We start from the raw sequence: 24,093 nt of genomic DNA, 5'->3' as shown, positions 1-24,093 counted from the left end.
CCTGGTCCTAGCAGTAGCCATCCACCCTGGCGCCGGCTGGAGCGAGGTTGGGCCAGGGATGTCCTGCTCTGTCGGAGGCTGCGGACCGTAGGAGGTCAAGAATCGTGCACCCCGGGTAGCCCCGAAAACTCGCGTAGGTGCTCCGGTAGTAGCAGCTCCAGTAGCTCACGACCCGTCGTTGAGTGCACGCGAAGAAAGCAGGGTTGTCCACGAGGAACTGCCCGTAAGCGAGGTGACCGCGGGTGCCGGGCGTGGCGAGATCACGGAGCTCATCGCAGATGACAACCAGGATCTCCAAGACGTACTCGCCAACCAGCTGCACGACGAAGGGGACGACCCATGGATCCGTGGAACCAACGACCTTCTCCAGGTGGCGCTGCCTGATAATGCCGTCGCAGTGCCTTGAGTACAGGCAGTGCAGAAGCTGTTGTTGGCGTGACGAAAGCGACGCCACCCTGTCAGTTGGCGGCTCGTCGTTGTAGAGGCGCCCGGGGATCAAAACCTGCTGGCCCTCGACAGCGACCGAGAACGAGGCACGCGGCTGGAGCCGAGAAGCAGGCATCACTGCCAGGGCCGCCTCGGCATCGCTTGCAAGCTCGGCTGGGAACGCCGTGATCAACGGATTGCTGCGGTCGGAAAGCGGCTGCACGAGCCGAGCATATGCGGATGCCTCGGCCAGGTAGCTGGAATTCATGGACCCGCACCCGCCCAACCCGGCGAAGGTACGCGGTCAGAGCCCTAGAGGGCCGCCAGTGAGACCTTTTCAGGAAGACGAGCGGCGGACCCGCATCGACATCGGGCTGCCCGACCCACGGATACCCGTTTGACCAGGCTTTATCTGTAGCTTACGTTCCTCCTCTTGGCTTGCCCGCTCGGGACAAGTGCAGCAATCTGTCCCATGGGGGGATCAACCATGCATTACTACACCGATGCCCTGAAGAGGTACGCCGTGTTCCGCGGGCGGGCCACGCGCGCCGAGTACTGGATGTTCTGGCTGATCGACTCCGCCATCGTGATCGCGTTCATCGCCGCAGAGCAGTTCCTTGGGATCAGCTACATTCCCTGCTACATCTACGTCTTCGCCACAGTGCTGCCCACTTGGGCCGTCACGGTGCGCCGTCTCCACGACAGCGGCCGCTCGGGCTGGACGATCCTGGTCGGCCTGATACCCGGCATTGGCGGCATCGCGTTGCTCCTTCTCTGCGCGTCGGCGAGCTCGACGGACGAGTCGTACGGCCCCTACCCCGGCACCGCGAACCCGCTGCCCGCTCTCTGACTGTCCGCCCACACGGGCCCCAGTGACGCTGTTCAGGTTGTCGCCGGGGCTTATGGCGTTGGGCGCGGATCATGTCGAGGGAGCGTTGAGTCAGTGGAACGCTGAGGGGGTGTGCGACCGGAGCCGCCCACTTGGGGCCGGGCTGTCGGCAGCCGGGCGTGACGCGGTCAACACCTGCCGCCGGTATCTGGTCGCCCACAGTGAAGTAGCTGGCGGCTAGGTTACCCGCGGCAGCGTTCGTGCCGCGTTACCAGGGGCGAGGCTCATGGCGCGGATCTCAGCACAGGCGGAGGCGGTGCCTCGATTGCAATGCCGGACGACTCGACGCCCACTCGCGTCGTGCTCTCTGGCTTGGTGGCGGACCCGCGCTGTCAGGCGTCGGTATGGACCTGTTGATCAATCGGCCGCAGACTGATCAACAGGGACGACATCGGGGACAGGAGACTGGCGTATGACGCGGACACCCGCTGCCGCAGGGGCGGTTGAGGAGTTTGTCGCTCGGCTTGAGGACGGGGCGATCGGGCCGGTGGGTGGCAGTCGGCCGCTGGGGGTGGGGGACCAACCGACCGCGTGGCTCGTGCAGATGGCGGCCTCGCTGTTCGCGGGACAGGACTCCGGTTCGGCCGATGCGTGGGCGCGGCGGTTGCATGCCGGGCTGGGCAGACTGGGCGGGCAGGTGCCGTTCCGGGTCGTGCACGACTGGCACGTGCGCACCGTTGTGCCCCTACTGGCGCAGGCGAGTGTGCGGTGTGGTGCCGATGGCGAGGACCAGGAAGGCGTACGGCGGTTGCACAGCAGGGCCTTGGCTGGGGAACGGGTCACGGAGGCGGAGTGGGCCGGGGCCCTGGGGCCCGCGCTGGGCGAGGTGTACCGCCGTGCCTATCCGTACGCCGACGCCCATGCCGCCGCCTCCGCCGGCGCGCACGCCTACGCCATGGACAACGACTACGGTGAGGAGAGGGCCGCCGAGTTCGCCTCGGTCTACGCGGAGCTGAACACCGATGCCAACGCACGCTCCTTCGCCGATGCCAACGCCCTGGCGAACGCCCGTGCCCTGGCGGCCGCCTTCGCCGCCGCCGATGAGCACGCCCTCGCTGATGCGTACCCGTTCGCGTATGTGCGTGCCTGTGCCCTTGCCGTTGCCGGTGCGGAGGGTGCGGGGGAGGAGTGGACGGGGCGCTACCGGGCGGCGTGCGAGCGGTTGGCCTACGGGCTTGCCGACAGTGTGGGCCGGGTCGCGAGCTGAGTACGGGGGCGGACCTGCGGCGGGAACTGAACCCCGCCGCAGGTCCGGCCGTGCGGTGCGTCAGGCAGTGGGGCGATGGCCCTGGATGGCGACGCGCCTGCCGTAACGCGTGTGCGGGAAGTAGTCCCAGATCGCGTGGTGTTGCACGCAGCGGTTGTCCCAGAACACCAGGGTGCCCGGCGTCCAGCGGACGCGGCAGTGCAGGAGCGGGGTGCCGGCGATGTGGTCGCACAGCATGTCGATGACCGCTCTGCTCTCGCGGCGCGAGAGCTGCTCGATGTGCGAGACGTAGACATTGTTGACGAACAGCAGTCTGCGACCGGTCTCGGGGTGCCGCGCCACCACCGGGTGCACGTTCTTGGGTACGTCGTACTCGGGCGGCGGGGTCTGTCCCTGCCACGCGAGCAGCCCGTCGTGGACCGCGGTCATCCCGTCGAGCAGCCCCTTCATGGCGGGCGACAGCATCTCGTACGCGAGGTGCATGTCGGCGAACATGGTGTCGCCGCCGCTGCCGACCTCGGGGGTGCGGGTGATGTACAGCATCGAACCGAGCGACGGCCTGAGGTCGGCCGTGCCGTCGGCGTGCCAGCCGTGACCCGCCACGGCGCGCGACTCGTGGTCGGCGCTGATCTCCAGGACGTGCGGATCGGAGCCCTCGACAGGCAGCGACACGGGATGCAGTTCGCCGAAGCGCCCGGCGAACCGTTTGTGGTCCTCGTCTGTCAGCTCCTGGCCCCGGAACACCAGGACATGGTGGCGCAGGAAAGCGTGCTTGACCTCGGCGTACTGGTCGTCGGTGAGCTCCTTGGCCAGGTCGAGGCCGGACACCTCGGCGCCGATCACGGGTGTCAGCGGTGTGACGGCGATGGTGCCGTAGGACTCCGGGGGCTCGGTGGTGACGCGTGCGAGGGCGTCCAGCGCGAACTGTTCCATTGGGTGCGTCCTCCTGGACGTCGGTCTCGGGCGGTATGGATGCGGGGGGTGGGTCGTTCACAGCCCTCGGTCCAGCAGATCGGCCAGGATCAGCCGGCCGAAGGCGAGGCTGCCGTGGATCCCGTCGGTCGCCTCGCTGAACTCCGGCCGCTGGTGGCCTGCTTCGTCGGTGACGCGGTCCCGCAGGTCCACGACCTCTACTCCCAGTTCGCCGAGTGCGCGGCGCGTCGTTTCCTGCGCCGCCCGGAAGACCACCGGGTCCGACATGACGGGCACCCGCTGCGGCGGCATCACCGACACCACCCGCAGGCCCAGGGCACGGGCATGGGCGTAGAAGGCGAGGGCGCCGCGCACCGTGGCGCGTACCAGGTCGTCGAAGAGGCGGCTCTGGAGGAAGCCCGGCGCGAAGCCTCCGCCGTGGACGCGGTAGATGTCCCAGTTCGCGGTGGTGGCCACGAAATGGGTGCTGAAGCCGAAGGTGCACACCAGCGGGACGTCGAGTTCGTCGAGCCCCGTGACACCCAGCTCGTCCAGAAAGGCGCGGTAGAGGCCGTCCGTCTCGGCGCCCCGGAAGACGACGTCCTTTCCGCGCAGGTCGAAGAAGTTGGCGTTGAACTCCCGTCCGGCGCCGACAGGGCCGCCCGAGAAGGGGATGCCGGCAGCCTTCGCCGCCCGGCCGATCGGGCCCGCGTGCGAGTCGCCGAGCAGCAGGAACCTTGCGGCGGTGGCGCCGTCGGTGTCAGTGGGGGTTGTAGTAGTCGAGTACGGCGTCATCGCACCAGATGTCCTGTCCGGGGGCGGGAGCGGCTGGGGTGGTGGGGGCCGTCGTGACGGCCGGGCCGCGGGTGAGCGCGTCGAAGAACTGGCCCATGACGAAGTCGACACCCGCCGGCGTGACCGTGCGCAGGTTCGGCTCGAAGAACACCGCCTTGAAAGGGAAGCCGGTGACGATCTCGTAGGCGGGGAAGTAGTCGACGTGGTCGAGCTCCTGGGTCAACTGCCCTGCTACCGCGCGCAGTACGGACTTGGAGTAGGTGGTCGCGGTGAGGGCGTGATCGCCGGTCGCCGTCGCTGTGAGCGGTACCGGAGACACGGTCAGCAGGACGCGCAGTCCGGGGTTGGCGGTGCGGGCGAGCGCGATGGCGGCGGACAGGTCGGCGTACACCTCGTCGAAGGTGAAGTTGTGGAACTCGTGCCGGCCGGGGTCGTACGTCCCGCGCACGGTGCCCGGACAGACCGGGTGGACCGTGCCATCGGCGCGGTCGCGCCATGCCTCGGTCAGCCCGAGCGTGAAGACGAGGCAGCTCGCCTCCGTCACGGCGCCACGGATCGCCGCCAGGGTGGTCAGCCGTGCCTGTGCGACCGCGTGGGCCGAGGCGTGGCCCCCGGGCTCGACCGAGGGGCGGCAGGGATCGTAGAAGCGGCCGTTCTGGCTCCACGCCTCCCGGGGAGGGGCCGCCTCGTGGAACGCCCAGGACAGCCACTGCCGCAACACGGCGGCGGTATAGACGTTTCCGGTGCGGAACGAGAACACGCCGTAGTGGCGTGCCTCGCGCTCGGCGCGGATGAGGCCCGGCGGGGCGGGTTCGGCGTCGCGCCAGTTCATGCCGCGCTCCAGCAGCGCGCGGCCGATGTGGCGGGCGAAACAGGACCCGGCGGTGAGGATCACGTCGTCCTGCCCCAGGGCGAACTTCGGGGTCCACAGACCGCCGATGGCCCGCAGTTCGGGCTCGGCGACGGCGGTGCGCCAGAACGAGCGCGGTGGCAGCGATTGATAGGGGTTCATGACGTCCTCTCAGCGGGGCTCGGCAACCGTCGCGGTCGCGGTGTTGACGGCGTCGGCCACCGCCCGTACCCATGGGTCCCTGACGACCCCGTAGTGGGTGGTGTCGAGCTCGTGAAAGCCGTCGAGCGGTGACAACCGCTCCTCCCACAGCCGCCGTTGCTCCTCCGGGGGGCCCAGCACCGGCAGGCCGTCCACCGGGCGGGTCGCGAGCCACAGGCGGCTGGGCGTGCGGGTGAGCCGGGGCGGGTGGTGGTGTGCCATCGCGGCGACGTTGCCCCGGCAGCAGCGCGCGAGACGCTCGGCGTACGCCAGCGCCTCGGGGCTCGGTCCGGTTCCGGTGAGGTCCCTGTCCGTGCCGTCCTGTCCCGTGCCGCCCTGGCTCAGCTCGTGCGCGAAGACCGCCGCGTACCGTGCTTCGTCGTACGCCAGGAAGTGCGGCCCGGCGTCGGGCGGCGGTGGGTCGAGCAGGTGGAGCCCGGCAGCCGGGTGGCCGGCCGCCTCCGCCTCGGCCGCCACGGCGTGTGCCACCCAGGCGCCGAACGACCAGCCCGCGAGGTGCCAGCGCCACCGACCGTGCGGGAAGCGGGCACGCAGCGCGGCGTGGTAGTGGCGGGCCCGTTCGGCCAGCGACCAGGCAGGCCGGTCGGGGTTGCGCAGCGCGGGGTCGGCGATCAGGCAGACCGTCAGGTGCGGGTCGAGGACCGACACGAGCGGACGGTAGGCCTGAACGTCCCCGCCGACCGGATGGATCAGGCACACCACATCATTCCCGGTGCCCTCCTGCCACACCTCGATGGGCACCTGGTCCGCAGGGGGAGCCGCACCGGCACCGGCGGCCCCGGCTTCCCCGATGAGGGTCAGCACACCGTTGAGGCTGATGCGATGGCCCAGTTGGGAGAGTTCGAGGACGACGCCGTAGTGCTGCTCGACCTTGGCGACGAGGTCGAGCATGGTCAGCGAATCGACGCCGTGGTCGTACAGCGAGACCTCCGGGTCGATCTCGTCGAGCCCCAGCCAGCCGCGCAGCCAGCCGCTGAGCCGGGCGGCGGTCTCTCCCCGTCGATCCGCATCCCGCGTGGCGGGTGTGCGCCGTGCGCGCGGCACCGCGTCCGGCGCGGCCGGCGGGGCGTAGAAGTGCTTGGTCCGCTCGATGTCGGTCGTGGACACCAGAAGGTGCGGAAGCTGAAGGTGCAGCGCTCGCGCGAACAGCCGCTGACCCTCCTTGACCGCGAGACCGACCGCCAGGTGTTCCTGGTGGCGGGCGTCCGACCGCAGGGCGTCCCGGGCCATGCCGACCTCGCTCCAGACGTCCCAGCCGATGCCGATCCGCAGCGTGGTGGCGGTGGCCTCTGAGCGGTACCGGGCGAAGCCGTCCAGAAGACCGTTGGCGGCCGCGTAGTCGAACTGGCCGATCCCGCCGTACTGCGCTGACATCGACGAGCAGTACGCCGCGAAGCCCGGCCGGTAGTCCTCGATCAGCCGCTCGACCAGCAGAGTGCCGCGCAGCTTGGCGGCCGTGGCCCGCCGCATCGCCGCGCTGTCGCGCCCGGAGATCAGACCGCCGCCCGCCGAGCCCGCGGCGTGCACCACACCGTCGATCCCGCCGGACCTCCTTGTGTGCGAGGCGATCCGGGCGAGGATCGCATCGAGCGCGTCCTCGGCCAGATCGGCCTGGACCAGCTCGACACGGTCCGCCCACTGGGCGAGATCCGCGGGCAGCCGCGCACCGCGGGAGAGCAGGACGACCCGGCACTCGGAGTGCGCGAGGAGCCACGCGGCCAGGGAGCGGCCGATGCCTCCCGTGCCGCCGATGACGAGGTACGTGGCCGGGGCGGCGGGCAGCACGGACGGCGTCGCCGTGTCGGGGGCGGACACCGGCAGCAGCGCCTGGCGCCACCAGTAGCCCTGCCGCAGCGCGAGGCGCCGGGGCAGTTCCGACGCGGCGTCCGCCCCGGCGAGCAGCGCCGCCAGCGCCCCGCTCCAGTCGGCCGGGTCCGCGACGGGAAGGTCCACCCAGTGTCCTGGGAGGGCACACTCCTGTGGTGCCACTTCTCCCGCGCCCGCGAGCAGCCCCAACTCCGGCCGCCGCACGCCGCCTTCGGCCGGCTGGGCCCCGTACGAGAGCCACCAGGTCCGCAGCCGTACCGGCCGCGACAGCTCGCCGACCGCCCGCAGCAGGGCGGCCGGGGTGTCCAGGCAGGCCCAGCGGGCGTGCTCCAGCGACTCCTCGCCGACCGGCCCACCGACCGCCAGCGGCAGGGCGTGCAGCCAGTCGACTCCGACCTCGTGCGCATCGGCCGACGCCGGAGCGAGGGCGTCAAGCAGCTGTCGCAGTGAATCGGGGTCGGCCGGGTCCACCTCGTAGACATCGTCCGCGAGGTGGGCGAAGGCGTCGGCGGCGCTGACGCGCACCACCCGGTCGTAGGCCGCGTCGAAGGGGGCCAGAGCGTCGGACGGCAGGGGGGTGGCGGTCATCGCCACCAGCACTCCCGCCATCCGTGGCCCGGCCGCGGAGACGGCACGGCTCAGCCGGACCCAGTGCGGCTGGTGCAGCCAGTCGGCCTCGGGCAGGCGCTGCGGGCTTCCGCCGTCCCCGACCGGGGCGGTGGCACGCTCGAAGTCGTACTCGGCCAGCGCGAAGCTCGGCGGCGGGAAGTCCCAGGGCGCTCCCGCGGGTCCGGCGGGCCAGCGGACCGCCCGGCCGGACAGCCATGCGGTCACCACGTCACCGGCCGTGTGCTCCACGGCGCGGCACTCCTCCCCGCGCGCCGTCACCTCGACACCGGACACCGTACGCAGCCAGGCCACCGCCGCGGACGCGTCGGCGCAGACCGCCGCGGCCCGCAGGCGGCGCGCGGGCCGCCCCGCTTGCAGATGGCGGAGCACCAGGGCGTACGCCTCGGGCCGTGCCTGAAGGTAGTCGGCGATGCGGGCGGCGTCGGTACGCAGCCCGGCAGCACTGGTGCTGGAGAGCAACAGGCAGGGAATCAAAGGCAGTTCGAAGTCCTGCCGCTCCGGCGTTCCGCCTGCTTCGAGCACCAGATGGGCATTGGTGCCGCCGATGCCGAAGCTGCTCACCGCGGCCACCCGGGGCCGCCCAGCGGGCCAGGCCGCGGCCTCGGCCGGGACGTAGAACGGCGCCGTGTCGGGGCCGATCTGGGGATTGAGGGTGCGGAAGCCGACGTTGGGCGGGATCAGCCCGTGGTGGACGGCGAGCGAGGCCCGTACGAGACCCACCACTCCCGCCGCGGCGCCCAGATGGCCGATCTGGCTCTTCACCGAGGTCAGCGCGCATCGGTCGGCTTCGGCGAGGTCGAACGCCTGGCGCAGCGCGCCGACCTCGACCGGGTCGCCGAGGCGGGTGCCCGTGCCGTGCGCCTCGACGTATCCCAGGTCGGCGCTGTCGCGGCCGCTGCGGCGCAGGGCTGCGCGGATCACCTCGCGCTGGCCCGGAAGCGAGGGTGCGCTGTAACTGAGCTTGCCCGCACCGTCGTTGTTCAGGGCCGACCCCGTGACCACCGCGTACACGGTGTCGCCGTCGCGCCGTGCGAGGCGCAGCGGCTTGAGTACGACCACACCGACACCGCTGGCGCCGATCGTGCCGTCGGCGTCGTCGCTGAAGGGCCGGCAGTGACCGTCTTGAGAGAAGATGTGCTGAGGGCGGTACGTGTAGCCACCGGTCAGGAGCGTGTCGACGAGTACCCCGCCCGCGAGCATGATCTCGGCCTCGCCCTGGCGCAGCAGCCCCGCCGCGACGTGCACGGCGACCAGTGAACTGGCGCACGCCGCCTGCACGGTGAACGCGGGGCCCGTCAGATCGAGGTGGTAGGCGACCTTGGTGGTGAGGAAGTCCTTGTCGTGGTGGAGCGCCAACTGGAAGCCGTCCGGCAGTTGCTCCGGGTCGGCCTCGCGCAGCAGGGACTGGAAGTAGGTGTTCTCGCCGCAGCCGGCGACGAGCCCGATGCGCTGCCCGGACGGGTCCGCGATCCCGGCATGGGCCAGCGCCTGTACGGAACTCATGAGCAGATGGCGCTGCTGCGGATCCATCAGCCGCGCCTCCTGGCGGCTGATGCCGAAGTGCTCGGGATCGAAGGAGAGAAGGCCCGACATCTGACTACGGGCGCCCACCAGTCCGTCGGCCGCTTCGAAGTGCTCCACGCCGCGTGCTCCGGTCCGCACCATCTCCCAGAAGGAGGCGAGGTCGTCGGCGCCCGGCAGCCGTACGGCCATGCCGATGACGGCGATCGGATCGTCCGCCGTGGCGGGCGCGGGGCGGACCGTGTCGCTCGTACATCGCGCACCGTCCAGGAAAGCGGCGAGACGGCGGATGGTGACGTGCTCGAACAGGTCGGGGACGGTGAAGCTGAGACCGGGCTCGGCGGTGCAGCGCAGTTGGAAGCGCATCAGATCGAGGCTGGAGGCGCCCGCGTCGAAGAAGCGCTCATCGGGTGCGACGGTCCGGCCGAGCAGTTCGGTGAGCAGTTCGGTCAGCCGGGCCTCGCGCGGCGACAGGACCGACGGGTCCTGGGAGCCGGCGCCCGGCGACCGCAGTTCGTCACCGGGCGCGGTCAGGGCGGCGCGGCGGTCCAGTTTGCCGCTCGGTGTGAGCGGCAGCCTCGCCAGGCGCCGGAAGCGGTCGATCCGTACGTACGGCGGTAGCAGGGGCGCCAGATGGCGTGTCAGCTCCGCGCCCGTAGGGCCCGGAGCCGGGTCCTGGGCCGTGGTCCCCGCGCGGAACTCCAGGCAGGCCACGAGCCGTTCACCGTCCCGTACCACCACCGCGTTGACGACGTCGGGGTGGCGCAGCAGTGCCGCCTCGACCTGGCCCAGCTCCAGGCGGTGGCCGCTGAGCTTGATCTGCTGGTCGTCGCGGCCCTCGTAGTGCAGCAGGCCGTCCCGGTCGAAGTGGGCCAGGTCGCCGCTGCGGTAGAAGGTTCCCAGGCCCGGCAGTTCGACGAAGCGCTCCGCGTTGAGCCGCGGGTCGCCCAGATAGCAGGGCGCGGCCATCGGCCCGCCGATGAGCAGGCGGCCGGTGCGACCCGGTGGTACGGGCTCGTCCGCCTCGTCGACCACCCGCAGCCAGGCAGCCGTCACCGGCCTGCCGATGGCCGGGCGCTCCGGCCAGTGGGCGGGATCGCCGTCCAGGCAGAGGCCGCTGACGACATGGGTCTCGGTCGGCCCGTAATGGTTGAACAGGCGGGCGCCGGGCAGTTTGGCGAACCAGCGGCGGATGGCGTCGGTGCACAGCAATTGCTCGCCCGCGGTGATCACTTCGCGCAACCGGGAGGGGTAGCGGCCGAGCCGCACACCGTGCTCGGCGAGCAGGTTCAAGGCCACGTACGGCAGGAACAGGCGCTCGGTACCGGCCGCTTCGAGCTGGTCGAGCAGGGCGGGCGCGTCATGGCGCCACGAGGGGTGCACCAGATGCAGCGCGCCGCCGCCACACAGCGTGGTGAAGATCTCCTGGAAGGAGACGTCGAAGGACAGCATGGAGAACTGCTGGGTGACCGCGGGGGCTCGCAGGCCCCCGGAGTCGCGCTGCCATTGCAGCAGGTTGCACAGCGTCCGGTCGGACACCTGGACGCCCTTGGGAGTGCCGGTGGAGCCCGAGGTGAACAGGGTGTACAGCGGCCGTCGGCCGTCATGCGGCGGCAGTGCGGGGGCGACCGCCGGAACGCGGTCCACCGAGGGGACCCGGTGCCGCGGCAGACCACTCGGAGCGATGGCGTCGAGGGTGTCCGCGTCCTGAGGTGGCACCAGCACGCACAGCGGCTCGACCTGGGCCAGGATCTGCCGCAGCAGCTCCTTCGGATAGGCGGGGTCGAGCGGCACGATGGTCAGGTTCAGCCGGGCCAGTGCCAGCAGCCCCACCACGTGTTCGGGCGAGGGCTGGAGGTACAGCGCGACACTGCGGGGGCCGGTGTCTCCCGGAGCCAGTGGGTACAGCCGCTGGAGCTCGGCGGCGAACGCGCCGGCTCTCGCATCCAGTTGGGCATACGTGAGGGTGCCGCCCGCGTGCACCAGTGCGGGCGCCTCGGGTGTGCGCAGCACCTGAAGGGCGAAGCCCTCGGCGACGGTGGCGTGGGCGAGCGGCGCCGGGTTGGCGCGCCCCGGCTCGGGCAGCCGACGGCGCAACGGTGCCACCAGCTCGGCCAGCGGACGGTCGGCGCCGGCCGTGAGCGCCTCGATGCCGTGCTCGAACAGCTCGGCCAGCGCCGCCATTTCGGCCGCGTCGAAGTGGCGGGCGTCGTACTCCCACAGGCAGTCGAAGCCCGTCGCCCGCTCGACCACCGACAGGGTCAGGGGACACTTCGCGTCGACCGGTGCCCGCCACTGCGGTCGGACGTCGCAGCCAGGCAGCGCCAGCGTGTCGAAGTCGGTGTTCTCCAGGACGAACATGAAGTCGAACGGCGTGCTGCCCCCAGGGCCCGGCAGGTCGGTGACGACGTCGGCGAGGGCCACGTCCTGGCGGTCCAGGACCGCCTGCGCCGCGGCGCCGTACCGCAGCAGCTGGGAGCGCAGGTGCTCGCGCGGGGCCACATCCAGGGGGAGCAGCACGGTGTTCGCGAACATGCCGACGCTGGACTCGAAGTCCTGCACGGGCCGGTTGGCCACCGGCGCGGCTATCCGTGGCCGGGTGCGGCCCGTGGCTCCGTACAGGCTCCAGGCGTAGACGCCCAGGAGGAGGTGGAAGCGGGTGAGGCCGAGGTCGGTACAGAGCCGGTCGAGCGCGGTGCGACGGCCCGAGTCGAGGGAGGTGTGCAGCAGTCGCCCCATGGGGCCGGCCGGCGGGTGGATTGGCTCCAGAGGCGCCGTGTCAGCCGCACCGGGCCCGTCGTGCGTCAACTCGCCGTAGAGGGTGGCCAGTTCAGACCGCTGGGTGCGGTAGGCGTCGCGGCTGAACCACTCGGACTGCCAGCGGGCGTGGTCGAGCGGTGTCGGGGCCGGCCGTGTGGTGGCCGATCGCGGGGCTGCCTGGGGCGCGCGGCCGGCGGCTGCCGCGTAGTCGGCCGACAGCTCGCCGAACAGCACGTTGAGCGACCAGCCGTCGACCGCGATGTGGTGCATGCGCACATATAGTTCGCCGCCGTCCGGACGGGGCAGCCAGCACGCCTGGAACAACTGGGGCCGTGCCAGGTCGAAGGGCGTGGCGAACAGCCGGTCGGTGAAGGCCCTTCGGCCCGCCGCGTCGCACAGGGCCTCCGCCGGAGGCTCGGTCCACGGGTCGTACGGCTCGTTCACCGTCTGCACCAGGCCCTCGGGCGTGGCGGTGAAGGAGGTGCGCAGCGCGGGGTGGCGGGCCACGAGGCGTCGCAGCGCGTCGCGCAGCGCGGTGACGTCGGCAGCGCCGTCGACGCGGAAGACCATCGGCACGCTGTACGCGAGGGACGCCGGATCGCGCTGTTGCAGGAGCCAGAGCCGCTGCTGCTCGGAGGTGGCGGGCGCGGTGCGCGGACCCGCCGGGCCGGTCGGCGCCGGCGGGGGTACATCGGGGTAGGGGGAGGCGGTTGCCTCCGTCGCTGCCGCCAGCTCGGCGAAGTCGCCCCGCAGGACCAGGGACGGGGGCAGGTCGCAGCCCCAGAGACGGCGTGCCTCGAAGCGCAGCCGCAGCGCCTTGAGCGAGTCTCCGCCGCAGGCGATCCAGCGGTCGGTGAGGCACAGGCCCTCGATCCCGAGGGTCCGTTCCGCGAGGGCGAGAACCTCCCGCTGCCGGGTGGTGCGTACGTCACCGGTCCGGGCGGCTTCGGTGCGCCGCCACGGTGGGGCGTCCTGCCGCAGCAGGGCCTCCCGGTCGACCTTGCCGTTGGCGTTGAGCGGCAACTCGTCGACCAGGTAGGTCCGGTGGGGGCGCATGTACGTGGGCAGTGCGGCGTCCAGGTGCCGGTGGAAGTCGTCGAAGGACAACGCGGAGCCAAGGGTCAGGTACGCGAGCAGTTCGTTGACGCCGTTCGCGTCGCGGCGGGTGCAGACGTACGCCTGGCGGACCGCGGGGTGCGCCACGATCCGGCGCTCCAGCTCGCCCGGTTCGATGCGGAAGCCGCGCACCTTGACCTGGCGGTCGGCGCGCCCGACGTACTCGACGTTCCCTGCGGCGTCGATCCGGACCAGGTCGCCGGTCCGGTAGTGGCGCACCGGCGTGCCGTCGGGCCGCTCCAGGGTGACGAAGCGGCGCGCGGTCTCCTCGGGGAGATTGCGGTAGCCGACGGCCAACGCCTCGCCCGCCAGGCACAGTTCGGCGGTTTCACCGGGCTCGGCAGGGCGGTTGCCTTCGGCCGGCACGAGGGCCTCGGTGCCCGGCAGCGCACGACCGATGGGCACCACATCGCCCGCGAAGTCCCGGGGGATGGGGTGACACAGCGCGAACGTGGTGGCTTCCGTGGGGCCGTAGACGTTGTAGAGCTGGGTGGCACTGGTGACGTTGGACCGGTACCAGCGGCGGATCAGCCGGGCGTTCAGCTGCTCCCCGCCCACCAGCACCTGGCCGACGCCGGCGAAGCAGTGCGGCACCTGGTCGACCACCGCGTTGAACAGCGCGACGGTGACGAAGAGGGTGTCGATGCGCAGCCGCTCCAGTTCGGCCGCCAGTACGTCGGGGGTCTGCGCCGTTTCGTCGTCGACGATCACACAGCAGCTGCCGGTCAGCAGCGGCACCCAGACCTCGAAACTGAGCGCGTCGAAGGCGGGGTTGGACAGGCACGCGTAGCGGGCGCCCTCGCGCAGAGCGATGTACCCGGGGTGGGCGAGGCGCATGATCCCCGCGTCCCGCACCTCGACGCCCTTGGGTACTCCTGTGCTGCCCGAGGTGTAGAAGACGAAGGAGACCGGTGCGGCGCCCTGCGGCACGGTGCGCGGATCCGGCGCGGAGGAGCCCGCGCCGCCGGAGAGGAGCTCGTCGACCGGCAGGGGCCGTACGCCCTCGGGGAGTCCCTCGGGCGCCGGAGCGCCGTGGAGCACCGCCACGCTCGCCGAGTCGGTCAGGATGTGGCGTTGCCGCTCGGGCGGGCTCTGCGCGTCCAGGGGAACGACCACCGCGCCCAGTCGCAGGATGCCGAGCATGGCGCAGACCAGCCGCCAGGAACGCGGCAGGCAGACCGCGACCGCCTGTCCCGGCCGTACACCGTGCCGGTACAGGGCGTCGGCGACGGCCGCGCTCGCGGTGTCGAGGTGCGCGTAGTCCAGGGTGTGGTCGCCGTCGATGAGCGCGGGGGCCGACGGGTGGCGGCGAGCCCGCTCCAGTACGGCGCCGGCGAGGGAGGGGGCGGGGGAGAGCGGTGCGGCGCCCATCAGTAGTTCTCCCGTGCGGAGCCGGCACCGGCGGTCCGTGGGGTGGTCGCGGACAGGCGCGGCGGCCCGGCCACCAGGTCCGTCAGCTCCGCCTCGATCGTCGCGGCCACCTGGAGGACCGCTTCGGACTCCAGCATCTCCCAGTGGTCGCACCGCACCGGCTCCACCCGGTAGTCGCCTTCGGCGCGACGGCGCCAGAAGCCCCGCACCTCCTCCAGCAGGGGTCCCGGCGCGCCCTCGACGGCCTGCATCAGGACCGTGCGCGCGGATGTCGGCGCCGGTATGTGGGAGGCGGCCGTGAGCCGGTTGTGGTTGTAGATGTGGAAGTACTGCTCGATCTGCCGGTCGTCGATGCCCGGGTACATCCCGTTGAACTTGACCAGCTTGTCGCGGAACTCCGCCATGTCCACCGGTGTGACGGCGGCGCGGCGCCCCGGATCGTCGGTGCCCTGGGTGTCGAGCAGCACCACGCTCACTCCGTCGTGTCCTGCCGCGGCGAGGCGGCGCCCCATCTCGTGTGCGACCAGACCGCCGTACGAGAGACCCGTGAGGACGAGCGGCGCGTCGAGCAGTGGGGTGATGAGCTCCAGGTACGAAGCGGCCATGGCCTCGACCGTGGGCAGGAACGGCTCGCCGGGGTTGACGCCGGGCGACTGGATGCCGTGGACGCCCAGGGAGTCCGGCAGCGCCTTGGCCAGCGACAGATAGCAGAAGGCGGTGCCGCCCGCCGGATGGACGCAGACGACCCTGGCGCCCCCGTCGCCCGCGCGGAAGTCCAGGAGGTTGCCCGGCGGCGGGCCGGACGCGCCCCGGCGCAGCCGTCTGCCCAGGTCCTCGATGGTCGGGTGCAGCAGGACGTCGCGGACCGACAGGGCCTCGCCGAACGCCTCCCGGACCGCATGGGCCAGTTTGATGGCCGAGATGGAGGTGCCGCCGATGTCGAAGAAATCGTCGCGGATGCCGATCTCGCGTCGCAGCAGGACCCGTTGCCATATCTGATAGAGCGTCAGCTCGATGTGGTCGCGCGGAGTCGCCTGGTTCACCTGGGCGGGGACGCCGGTGTGCGCCAGAGCCAGAAGTGCCGCGCGGTCCAGCTTGCCGTTGTCGGTGACCGGCAGCCTCGGCAGCTCGACGAAGACCGCGGGGATCATGTGCCCTGGCAGGCGAAGGGCGAGCGCGGCGCGCCACTCGGCCACCGGCCGGGGCCGCGCGCCGCCCACCCCGACGGCGGCCACCAGCCGCGGTTCACCGGCGGCGTCACGGTCGGCGAGGACCGCGGCCTCGCTCACGCCCTCCTGTTCGAGGAGCGTCGCCTCGATCTCGCCGAGCTCGATCCGGAAGCCGCGCAGTTTGACCTGGTGGTCGCGGCGGCCGACGTAGAGCAACTGGCCGTCGGGCAGCCAGCGGACGATGTCACCGCTGCGGTACATGCGCGCGCCGGGCACGAAGGGGTCGGGCACGAACCGCTCGGCGGTCAGGGCCGGCCGGTTCAGATAGCCGCGGGCCAGGCCGGAACCCGCGATGTACAGCTCGCCCGCGACGCCGATCGGCACCGGCCGCAGCCGCTCGTCCAGCACGTACGCCCGGGTGTTGGCGACCGGGCGGCCGATCGGCGCCTGGCGCGGCAGCGGCTGCGGGTCGAGCTGGGCGGTGCAGTACAGCGCGGTCTCGGTGGGCCCGTAACCGTTGAGCACGCGCAACCCCGGCAGGGCCCGCTCCATGCGGTGCAGCGCGTCCTCGGGCAGCGGCTCCAGACCGGTGCGGACGCAGCGCAGCGCGAGGCCCTCCAGCCGCTCCTCGGGAGCCTCGCAGATCCACCGCACGAAGGAGGGCGGCAGCAGGATGTCCACGATGCGGTGCTCTCGCATCCAGGCGGTCAGCGTCTCGGGGTCCTCGCGCACGTCCTGCGGTACGAGCCGGAGCACGCCGCCCGTGGTGAGCGGCAGCAGGAACTCCTGCACCGAGGCGTCGAACGCGAAGCTCGGCCACATCGCGGACGGTAGCCCCGGCGTCGCGCCGAACTCCTCGCTCCAGTAGTCCAGCAGGTTGAGGATGCCCCGGTGAGTGGCCGCGACGCCCTTGGGGCGACCGGTCGACCCCGACGTGTAGATGACGTACGCGAGGTCGTCCGGCCGGTAGGGCGTCCCGGGTGCGTCGTCGCGCGGGGCGTCGGCCTCGACGGAGGCCAGCCGCAGCCAGGGAGTCACCGGCGCGCGGTCACCGGGACCCGGGGCGGTGCCGTCCTGGGGCGTCGCACGCGGCGCGGCGGCGCCGTCCGTGTCGCTCAGAACCAGCACGGCGTCCGAGTCGGCCACCATGGTGGCGAGGCGTTCGTGGGGGAGCGCCGGGTCGAGCGGCAGGTAGGCGCCGCTCGCCTTGAGCACGCCGAGCATGGCGACCACCAGGTCGACCGAGAGGCCCATGTGCAGCCCCACGACCCCATCGGTGCGCACGCCCCGGGCGATCAGGGCCTGCGCGACGCGGTTGGCACGCCGGTCGAGCGTCGCGTAGTCGAGCCGCTCCCCCTCGTGGACCACGGCGACCTGGTCGGGCCGCTCCCGCACACGCGCCTCGAACCGCTCCACGAGACCGGTGGGGTTCGGCGCCAGCTCGGTGTCGTTGAACTCCACCAGGATCTGGTGGAGTTCCCGCTCGTCCAGGAGGGTCAGGGCGGCGACGGGCCGCCGCGGGTCGTCGGCCATCTGCCGCAGTACATGCAGCAGTTGGCGTACGTGCCGCTCGGCGGTCGCCGCGTCGAAGAGCGCGGTCGCGTAGTCGAGCTCCCCCGTGACGCGGCCGTCCCGCGCCGTGAGGCAGAGCGTCAGGTCGAACGCGGCGGTGTAGCGCGGGAACTCCAGCGGCACGCTCTCGACGCCGGGCAGCTCCAGCGTTTCCTCGGTGGCTTTCTGCCAGGCCAGCATCGCCTGGAACAGCGGGGTGTGGCCGAGGTTCCTGGGCGGGTTCACCGCCTCGACGACCTGCTCGAAGGGCAGGTCCTGGTGGTGGAGCGCCGAGAGCGTGGCCGCATCCGTCCTGCGCACCAGGTCCGCCACCGTCGGTTCGCCCGACAGGTCGACGCGCAGCGCGACGGTGTTCACGAAGAAACCAATGAGACCCTCGAGTTCGGGACGGGTCCGGTTGGCCGCCGGTGCCCCGATCACCACGTCCTCCGTGCCCGCCAGGCGGGAAAGGGTCAGCGCCCAGCCCGTCAGCACGGTCTTGAACAGGGTGCTGCCGGTTCGCTTGGCCAACGCCCGTAGTGCGGCGGTCAGTTCCTCGTCGATCGTGACCGGCACCTGCGCGCCCCGGTAGTCCTGCTCGGCGGGGCGCGGCCGGTCCGTAGGCAGTTCGAGGAGTGCGGGCGCGTCCGCGAGGGCCTTCTGCCAGTGGGCCCTCTGCTGCTCCGCGTCGCCCTCGGAGAGCCATTGCCGCTGCCAGGCCGCGTAGTCGGCGTACTGGACGGGCAACGCGGGCAGCGGGTCATCGATGCCCGCTGTGAACGCGGCGTACAGCGCGCCGAGTTCTTTGTTCACGACGGACTTCGACCATCCGTCGCACACGGTGTGATGGAGCGTCAGCAGCAGGACATGGCGCTCGGCCTCCAGCGCCACCAGGCGCCCCCGGACCAGCGGTCCGCCCTCCAGGTCAAACGGTGCGGTGACCTCCTCCCGCTGGAGCGCGGCGAGTTGATCCTGTGGATCGGATGCGCCGGTGAGGTCTGTGACCGCAAGGGGGAAGCCCGCGTCGGCGGGGCCGACCCGCTGGAAGGGCACGCCTGCAACGGCGACCAAGCGGGTACGCAGCACCTCGTGGCGGGCGACGAGCGCGTCCAGCGCCCTGCCCAGCGCCGGGCGGTCCAATGCGCCCCGCAGCTCCACCGCCATGGGCATGTGGTACGCCTCGCTCGCGCCCCGCATCTGCGACAGAACCCACAGCCGCTGCTGCGCATAGGACAGCGCCAGGGGAGCGGTCCGGTCCACGGAGGGCATGGGCGCGGGTCGTCGCCGGGGTGTCGTGCCGGGCGGTTCGGGGATGGAACGACGCAATTCTTGGTTCGCGGGCAAGGCCAGCTCTTCCTCTGCGGGATGCCTTTTCACAGCCGGGACTGGATTTATGTCTCGCGGGGTCTGTCACGTGCCGATGCGTCTCCGCAGTGCACTGAATGGACGGAAATAAACACGGCAAGTGCTGCGGGAGTTGGGGGATTCCAGGGGGAATTCCGGCGCGTGGTCCGATGTGCCGTACGCGAGCGATCGCACGGCCGCGCTGGTGGCTGGATTCGATCTCCCGAGCGGTGGTTGAGATGATTGATCAGTGCTTCTGAGTCTGTCAATGGCCGTTCGACCGGGGGTGTCACCCTGACACGCCGCCGACCGGGCGTTCTGCCCGAACGGCCCAGGGGAAAGGTACGGAAGGGCAAGATGGCCGCCGTAATATTGCATCTCGCCTGATTCCTGAGGCAGGTTGAGGCAATCTCCGACCTCAGGTGGCGGGGGCTGTTATTGCGATGCCCGATACGCCGGACGAAGTCCTTGCTCGACCTCGGAGGTGCCGTCGGGAATTCCTACTGAAGGGCCGGTCGTCGCCCTAGCCACCGCGTGGGCGTACCACTCGATGGCTTGTTAGGTGCGGGTCGGCAGCGGCACGGACCGGTACCTTCCGCAACCGCTCCGGACGACTCACCGGCCGACGCGCACGGGGCTCACTGCCGCGCCGGCACGCCCCCTGCAGCTGCTGATGGCGTGCTTACGGTGCTTTGTTGCTCAGGGGGCCGTCCCGTGGCATGCGCTCGTCGTCGCGTCGCGCGGGTCGGATGGTGTCGACTCGGTGCTCATGACACTGCCATGTCGCGTGGACCGTGCGGTGATGACTCGATGCCCACGACACCGGGAACGTCTCTGGACCAGACGGACCGCTATCGGAACGCGGCCGGGATCCGACGGGGTGCCGCTGAGAGTGACGACGCGGCCATGCCCTGGAGCTGCTCTTTGAAGCCTCACATAGGGGTTCCGTCGGGCGCCGCGTGCTGGTGGTGGGAGTTTGCAATGCCCGTGCTCTGGGGAGGGGGCGTTCGTGCGGATCGGATCCATGAAGCGGCCTGAACGTGTTGCTGTCATCGGAGTGGGCATCCTCGGATCCAGTGTGGGCTGGAACCTGACTCGGCACGGCGTCAAGGTGGTCTTCATCGACGCGGGTCAGCCGGGTGAAGGCGTCACCAACTGGTCTTTCTCGTGGGTCAACGCCAGCAACAAGACTGTGCGCAGGTCTTACTTCGACCTGAACGTCGCGAGCATGGCGGCCTACCAAGAGCTCGCCAGAACCATCGGGCCAAAATCGTGGTGGTATCCCCGCGGCCACCTGCGTTGGGCAGATGATCCGGTGGCGGAGGCGAAGCTCCTGGAAACAGCCGCGCTGCTGACCAGCTGGGACTACCGGGTCGAGGTGCGCACGGGGACCGAGGTACGCCGCCGCCTCGAACCTGCTCTCGCCGTTCCCGACGAGGTTCCGGTCGTGTTCTATCCCGACGAAGCCTGGGTGCACGGACGTCATCTCGTCGGCTGCCTGGTCCGCCTGGCCGTCGCAGCCGGCGCCGAGCATCGATTCGGCACTGCGGTCCGTGACATCAGCACCCATACCGACGGGGCCATTCGGACAGTCGTTCTGTCCGATGGGAGCCACCTGGACGTCGACGTCGTCGTGAACGCAGCGGGCCCCAGCGCCTCCCACGTCGCCGGGCTCGTCGGACGGCACCTGCCGATGCGCTGGGAACCCGGCGCTGTCACGCGCATCGAGTGTGCTCAGGTCCCGGTTCACCGCCCCATGCACGCGCCTCACATCGAGATCCGTCCTGACGGAGATGCTTCGGTGGTTCTCCACAGCCGGGAGATCGACGCACTCATCGACACCGGCGAAGACTCAGCGGAACTCGCACGGCTGCTCCACGAATCGGCGCGACGCGTCGTCCCCGACCTCAGCAACTCCCGCATCACCCAGACACGGGTATCCAACCGGCCCATCCCAGCTGACGGATTCCCCTCGGTGGGAGCCCTACCCTCTGTGCCGGGCTACTACGAGGCCGTTGCCCACAGCGGAATCACGCTTGGGCCGGTCATCGGCGAGCTGCTCGCTGCGGAGATCCTGAGCGGGAAAAGAGATGGGATCCTTGCGGACTTCCGCCCGGAGCGCTTCTCCCCATGACGACTCGAGCCCGGCGCTGGTCGGCCCCCTCTCATACGAACCCCTGATCACGATCGTCGGCCACGTTGCCATTGCGACGCCACACGGCTCGAAACGCCCGCGCCCCTCGCTTGTGTTGGCGCTACCCGGAGGCCTATGGACGCTGGACTCCGGACCAGCCATCCGCTTCGCACTGTCTGTCGGCACTGTTCCCGGCCGCGAAACGGATCCGCACACGCGCTTGCTGCCGCTCGGCGGTCAATCCGCCACCCTGCGCGTACCGCATACCACCGGCCTGCCGCGAGGATCACCACCCGCGACACCCTCCGGCAACACCCCGAAGAGGTCAGGAGGAATCGGTTGCGAGTGAGCGCGAGCCTCAGTGGCCTTGTGCTCGCCTCGCGCTGACCGCTTCTTCGGTCGAGAAGCCACGAGGATCCCGTGACTCGTCAAGTCACGCCGACACATCCTTCGAGACCACCCCCTGTTAGATACTTAGCTACTGTGCTAAATATCTAACATGACTCAGGAAGATGACGAGGCAGGGGTGTTCCGCGCCCTCGCCGATCCGACGAGGCGACAGATCCTGGAGCACCTCCGAGGCGGTGAGCTCCCGGCGGGACGGATCGCGAGCCGGTTCGCGATCAGTACGCCGTCCATCTCGCGCCACCTCAGGGTGCTCAAGGAGGCGGGACTGGTCACCGAGCGCCGAGATGGCAACCGGATCATCTACGCGCTCGTGGAGGACCGGCTCGCCATCGGCGTAGGCCGGTTTCTCAGTGCCGTCTGTCCCGAGCAGATCGTGCTCCGCCACACCAAGTGGCGGCACGCCACAGAAAGCGATGAGGCATGATGCAGCCCCAGCTCTCCAGCACCATCGAACGCCGGCTCCTGGTGAACTACAGAGTTGATCCGGAGGCTGTTGCGCGACTGCTCCCCGCGCGGATGCGTCCGCGCCTGATCCGCGGCCACGCCCTCGCCAGCATCTGCATGCTTCGGCTCAGCAAGGTCCGCCCCACCTGGGCCCCCAAAGGAGTCGGACTGCGCAGCGAGAACGCGGCCCACCGCTTCGCCGTCGAATGGGACGGACCGAATGGCATCGAAACCGGCGTCTACATCCCGCGTCGAGACACCGCCTCCCGCGTCAACGCGGCGGCGGGCGGCCGCCTCTTCCCCGGCGACTACCGGTTGGCGGACTTCCGGGTCCACGAGACGCCGGACGAGCTGCACATCGCCTTCGATGCCAGGGATGGCGCTGCCCACTTGGAAGTTACTGTCTCCCTGGCCGACGAGCTGAGTGGCAGCGAACTGTTCACCGACCTGGACGAAGCATCGACCTTCTTCCAGGGCGAAGCCGGCGGATTCTCCACCACCCGACCTGGCGGCCACCTCGACGGCATGGCGCTTCACGCCGACACCTGGCGCATGGAGGCTTGCCGGGTGCGCTCTGCCACATCCTCCTTCTTCGACGACCCCAACCTCTTCCCGCCCGGGACCGCGACTCTGGACTCCGCCCTGGTCATGCGAGACCTCCCCGCCCGATGGGAACCATTGCCCTCCATGGCCCTGGCCGCCCACTGAATCGCTCAACGTGCGACATGAAGTCGCTCCGAAGCGCAAAGGACGAATGGTCGAATGGTCGATGGCACAGGACAAGGCTGGGCGCGCCAGGCTCTGTTCCCACGGGTCTCCCGGCGCCGGTGGCGTGTCGGGGCTCGGCTCAGGAGGGCTCCGGCGCCGTGAGCACACCGTTTGCGTCCCAGGCGATCGCATCGGGCGCCGTGTCCCTCAGCAAACTCTCCCGCCTCAGCGGAATTCGTGGGTCACCTGGATCTCGCCGACGATGTGGGCGTTGAAGTCGTTCAGCTCCTCGGCCGGAACCCAGAGTTCGAGGATGGTCTGCCCGCCGGCCTGCCGGATGGGATACCGGCTCAGGTACGCCGACTCGACCTCGAACCGAGTGACGAATCCAGCACCATCGTGCTTCACGTTCCAGTCCCGCGCGATCCTGATCGCGTAGTCCTCATTGAGGACCGGGTAGAAGATCGGCTGCTCGGGCAGCCGGGGCGGCCAGGCACGCCAGTTGAGCTCCCGGACCAGCTCCAGCTCCTTCGGGCCGGTGGGGCGCCACAGGGTCGTCGTGGCTTCTTGGCTGGTCATGCGTATCGCTTTCTGAACGTAAGCCGCTGGTACAGCGGGTCGGGAGACCGGACGATACCGGCCTCGTGAACTCGCCAGCTACGCAGTTTCCGCACCTGTCCAGCTCCCTGACCAGGAAGAAGCTGCTCTTTCTCGCTTGGGCGGGTGACTTCGACCTGGACCGAGGCGAGCATGTGGGAGAAGTGCACCTGGCCCCGCGTGCCGCGCTCGATGGTTTCGCTGGGCGCCGGGGCACGTTCTTCTTCTGCGGTGGCGGAAAGAGTCAGTGCGCGCGGCCAAGTACCTGGAGGGCATGCCGGATCTCACGGCGCGGAGAGACCGTGCCGCGGCCGCCCTGGGCCGTCCCCTGCTGGGCCAGGCGGACGTGGTGGCCTGGTTGTGGGAGGTAGCTGTTCGGATGGGAGAGCGCTTCTTCCTGCCGGGGTGCGCGCGATGCGACGACGTTCACCGTCCCGCGGCAGCTGATCCCGCGGGTTCGCCCGGTTGATGCACAGATCAGCGGTGATGTTCCGGTAGGTCCCTCCGGGTGTGGACCCGTACAGGGTCACGGCATCGGTCGGGAACTCGGCCGAGTTGTCCTTATCGCCATCGGTGCTCCGCTCGCTTCCTCCGGATCGGTCAGATCCCGTATCGGCGTGTCCACCGAGCGGCGAGAGGCTCCCGTCGCCGCCCGCCTCGGCCTCGCCAGAGCTCTGACCTGCTGGAAGGCGCTCTCCACACTCACTATGTGAGACGCCGCCCCAAGTACCCCTGGCTGATTGGACGTTGAGCGCTTCTCGGTCGCCGAATTCCTCTAGGGTGATTGGCGTGAACGCGTCGAAGGGGGGTACTGGTGGATCGGCCAACGGTGTGCCGTCGGTTCGCGGCTCTGGGGCTGGGGGCTTCGAGGTGGGGCTGACTGTGTGGTATCACGCCGAGCCGCGTTGACGAGAACGGCATGCACTTTCCGAAGGTAGTCGAGAAAAGGTGGGGGAGTAGGTCATGACTAATCCTTTCGACGATGAGTCGGGGCGGTTCGTGACGTTGGTGAACGAGGAAGGCCAGCACTCGCTCTGGCCGGCACACCTCGATATTCCGGGTGGGTGGCGGGCCGACGGCCCGGAGGGGTCGCGCCAGGAATGTCTGGACGCGATCGAGGGATCCTGGACTGACATGAGGCCCGCCAGTCTGGTCCGGGCCATGGAGGCCGACGCAGGGTAGCGCTCGCTGCGGGGCCCCGACGCTTCCCGA

The 24,093-nt window shown here is 70.5% G+C and carries 13 protein-coding genes; 6 read left to right on the top strand and 7 right to left on the bottom strand.

Going from position 1 to position 24,093, the window contains the following annotated elements; translation table 11 throughout:
- Window positions 1-7: 7 nt before the first annotated feature.
- Window positions 8-649: a hypothetical protein gene (locus tag N4G70_RS12390; RefSeq protein ID WP_261712919.1), complete on the bottom strand. Its 642-nt coding sequence runs from the start codon at window positions 647-649 to the stop codon at window positions 8-10.
- Between the two features lie 264 nt (window positions 650-913).
- Here N4G70_RS12390 and N4G70_RS12385 point away from each other — a divergent pair, with 264 nt between their 5' ends.
- Window positions 914-1,276 (top strand): DUF805 domain-containing protein, encoded by a 363-nt coding sequence (locus N4G70_RS12385; protein ID WP_261712639.1) that lies wholly within the window; start codon window positions 914-916, stop codon window positions 1,274-1,276.
- A 451-nt stretch (window positions 1,277-1,727) separates the two neighbouring features.
- A complete protein-coding gene (locus N4G70_RS12380; protein WP_261712638.1) occupies window positions 1,728-2,522 on the top strand; it encodes a SpcZ in 795 nt (264 codons plus the stop codon).
- A gap of 60 nt (window positions 2,523-2,582) precedes the next feature.
- Here N4G70_RS12380 and N4G70_RS12375 read toward each other — a convergent pair whose 3' ends face one another.
- Genes N4G70_RS12375 through N4G70_RS12355 form a run of 5 tightly spaced genes read right to left on the bottom strand, consistent with a single transcriptional unit; the run spans window position 2,583 to window position 18,515 of the window.
- Window positions 2,583-3,455, bottom strand: a complete 873-nt coding sequence (locus N4G70_RS12375; protein WP_261712637.1) for a TauD/TfdA family dioxygenase — start codon at window positions 3,453-3,455, stop codon at window positions 2,583-2,585.
- Between the two features lie 57 nt (window positions 3,456-3,512).
- A complete protein-coding gene (locus N4G70_RS12370; protein ID WP_261712636.1) occupies window positions 3,513-4,229 on the bottom strand; it encodes a hypothetical protein in 717 nt (238 codons plus the stop codon).
- A complete protein-coding gene (locus N4G70_RS12365) occupies window positions 4,195-5,241 on the bottom strand; it encodes a GSCFA domain-containing protein (RefSeq protein WP_261712635.1) in 1,047 nt (348 codons plus the stop codon). The genes N4G70_RS12370 and N4G70_RS12365 overlap by 35 nt, the downstream gene beginning before the upstream one ends.
- 9 nt (window positions 5,242-5,250) lie before the next feature.
- Window positions 5,251-14,526: a hybrid non-ribosomal peptide synthetase/type I polyketide synthase gene (locus tag N4G70_RS12360; protein ID WP_261712634.1), complete on the bottom strand. Its 9,276-nt coding sequence runs from the start codon at window positions 14,524-14,526 to the stop codon at window positions 5,251-5,253.
- Window positions 14,526-18,515, bottom strand: a complete 3,990-nt coding sequence (locus N4G70_RS12355) for an amino acid adenylation domain-containing protein (protein ID WP_261712633.1) — start codon at window positions 18,513-18,515, stop codon at window positions 14,526-14,528. Before N4G70_RS12355 ends, N4G70_RS12360 begins: the two co-directional genes overlap by 1 nt.
- Before the next feature lie 1,084 nt (window positions 18,516-19,599).
- Between N4G70_RS12355 and N4G70_RS12350 the strand changes: the two genes are divergently transcribed.
- From N4G70_RS12350 to N4G70_RS12340, 3 genes are all read left to right on the top strand, one after another.
- The gene (locus tag N4G70_RS12350; RefSeq protein WP_261712632.1) at window positions 19,600-20,724 is read left to right on the top strand and encodes an FAD-binding oxidoreductase; all 1,125 of its coding nucleotides are present in this window, start codon (window positions 19,600-19,602) and stop codon (window positions 20,722-20,724) included.
- A 499-nt stretch (window positions 20,725-21,223) separates the two neighbouring features.
- Window positions 21,224-21,556 (top strand): metalloregulator ArsR/SmtB family transcription factor, encoded by a 333-nt coding sequence (locus tag N4G70_RS12345; RefSeq protein ID WP_261712631.1) that lies wholly within the window; start codon window positions 21,224-21,226, stop codon window positions 21,554-21,556.
- A complete protein-coding gene (locus tag N4G70_RS12340; RefSeq protein ID WP_261712630.1) occupies window positions 21,553-22,284 on the top strand; it encodes a DUF2071 domain-containing protein in 732 nt (243 codons plus the stop codon). The genes N4G70_RS12345 and N4G70_RS12340 overlap by 4 nt, the downstream gene beginning before the upstream one ends.
- Before the next feature lie 225 nt (window positions 22,285-22,509).
- Here the strand turns inward: N4G70_RS12340 and N4G70_RS12335 are convergent, their stop codons facing one another.
- Window positions 22,510-22,863, bottom strand: coding sequence for a hypothetical protein (locus tag N4G70_RS12335; RefSeq protein ID WP_261712629.1), 354 nt, complete (start codon window positions 22,861-22,863; stop codon window positions 22,510-22,512).
- Between the two features lie 981 nt (window positions 22,864-23,844).
- Here N4G70_RS12335 and N4G70_RS12330 point away from each other — a divergent pair.
- A complete protein-coding gene (locus N4G70_RS12330; protein WP_261712628.1) occupies window positions 23,845-24,063 on the top strand; it encodes an MbtH family protein in 219 nt (72 codons plus the stop codon).
- Window positions 24,064-24,093 lie beyond the last annotated feature (30 nt).

Origin of the sequence: Streptomyces sp. ASQP_92 (assembly GCF_025399895.1) — a bacterium.
In the GTDB taxonomy this organism is placed as follows: domain Bacteria; phylum Actinomycetota; class Actinomycetes; order Streptomycetales; family Streptomycetaceae; genus Streptomyces.
The sequence above is the reverse complement of the archived record's forward strand: the minus strand, read 5'-3'. Positions and strand labels throughout refer to the sequence as shown.

Coding starts and splice junctions, on each gene's coding strand:
- N4G70_RS12385 (WP_261712639.1), top strand. CDS start 914: ATGCATTACTACACCGATGCCCTGAAGAGGTACGCCGTGTTCCGCGGG.
- N4G70_RS12380 (WP_261712638.1), top strand. CDS start 1,728: ATGACGCGGACACCCGCTGCCGCAGGGGCGGTTGAGGAGTTTGTCGCT.
- N4G70_RS12375 (WP_261712637.1), bottom strand. CDS start 3,455: ATGGAACAGTTCGCGCTGGACGCCCTCGCACGCGTCACCACCGAGCCC.
- N4G70_RS12370 (WP_261712636.1), bottom strand. CDS start 4,229: ATGACGCCGTACTCGACTACTACAACCCCCACTGACACCGACGGCGCC.
- N4G70_RS12365 (WP_261712635.1), bottom strand. CDS start 5,241: ATGAACCCCTATCAATCGCTGCCACCGCGCTCGTTCTGGCGCACCGCC.
- N4G70_RS12360 (WP_261712634.1), bottom strand. CDS start 14,526: ATGGGCGCCGCACCGCTCTCCCCCGCCCCCTCCCTCGCCGGCGCCGTA.
- N4G70_RS12355 (WP_261712633.1), bottom strand. CDS start 18,515: ATGCCCTCCGTGGACCGGACCGCTCCCCTGGCGCTGTCCTATGCGCAG.
- N4G70_RS12345 (WP_261712631.1), top strand. CDS start 21,224: ATGACTCAGGAAGATGACGAGGCAGGGGTGTTCCGCGCCCTCGCCGAT.
- N4G70_RS12340 (WP_261712630.1), top strand. CDS start 21,553: ATGATGCAGCCCCAGCTCTCCAGCACCATCGAACGCCGGCTCCTGGTG.
- N4G70_RS12335 (WP_261712629.1), bottom strand. CDS start 22,863: ATGACCAGCCAAGAAGCCACGACGACCCTGTGGCGCCCCACCGGCCCG.
- N4G70_RS12330 (WP_261712628.1), top strand. CDS start 23,845: ATGACTAATCCTTTCGACGATGAGTCGGGGCGGTTCGTGACGTTGGTG.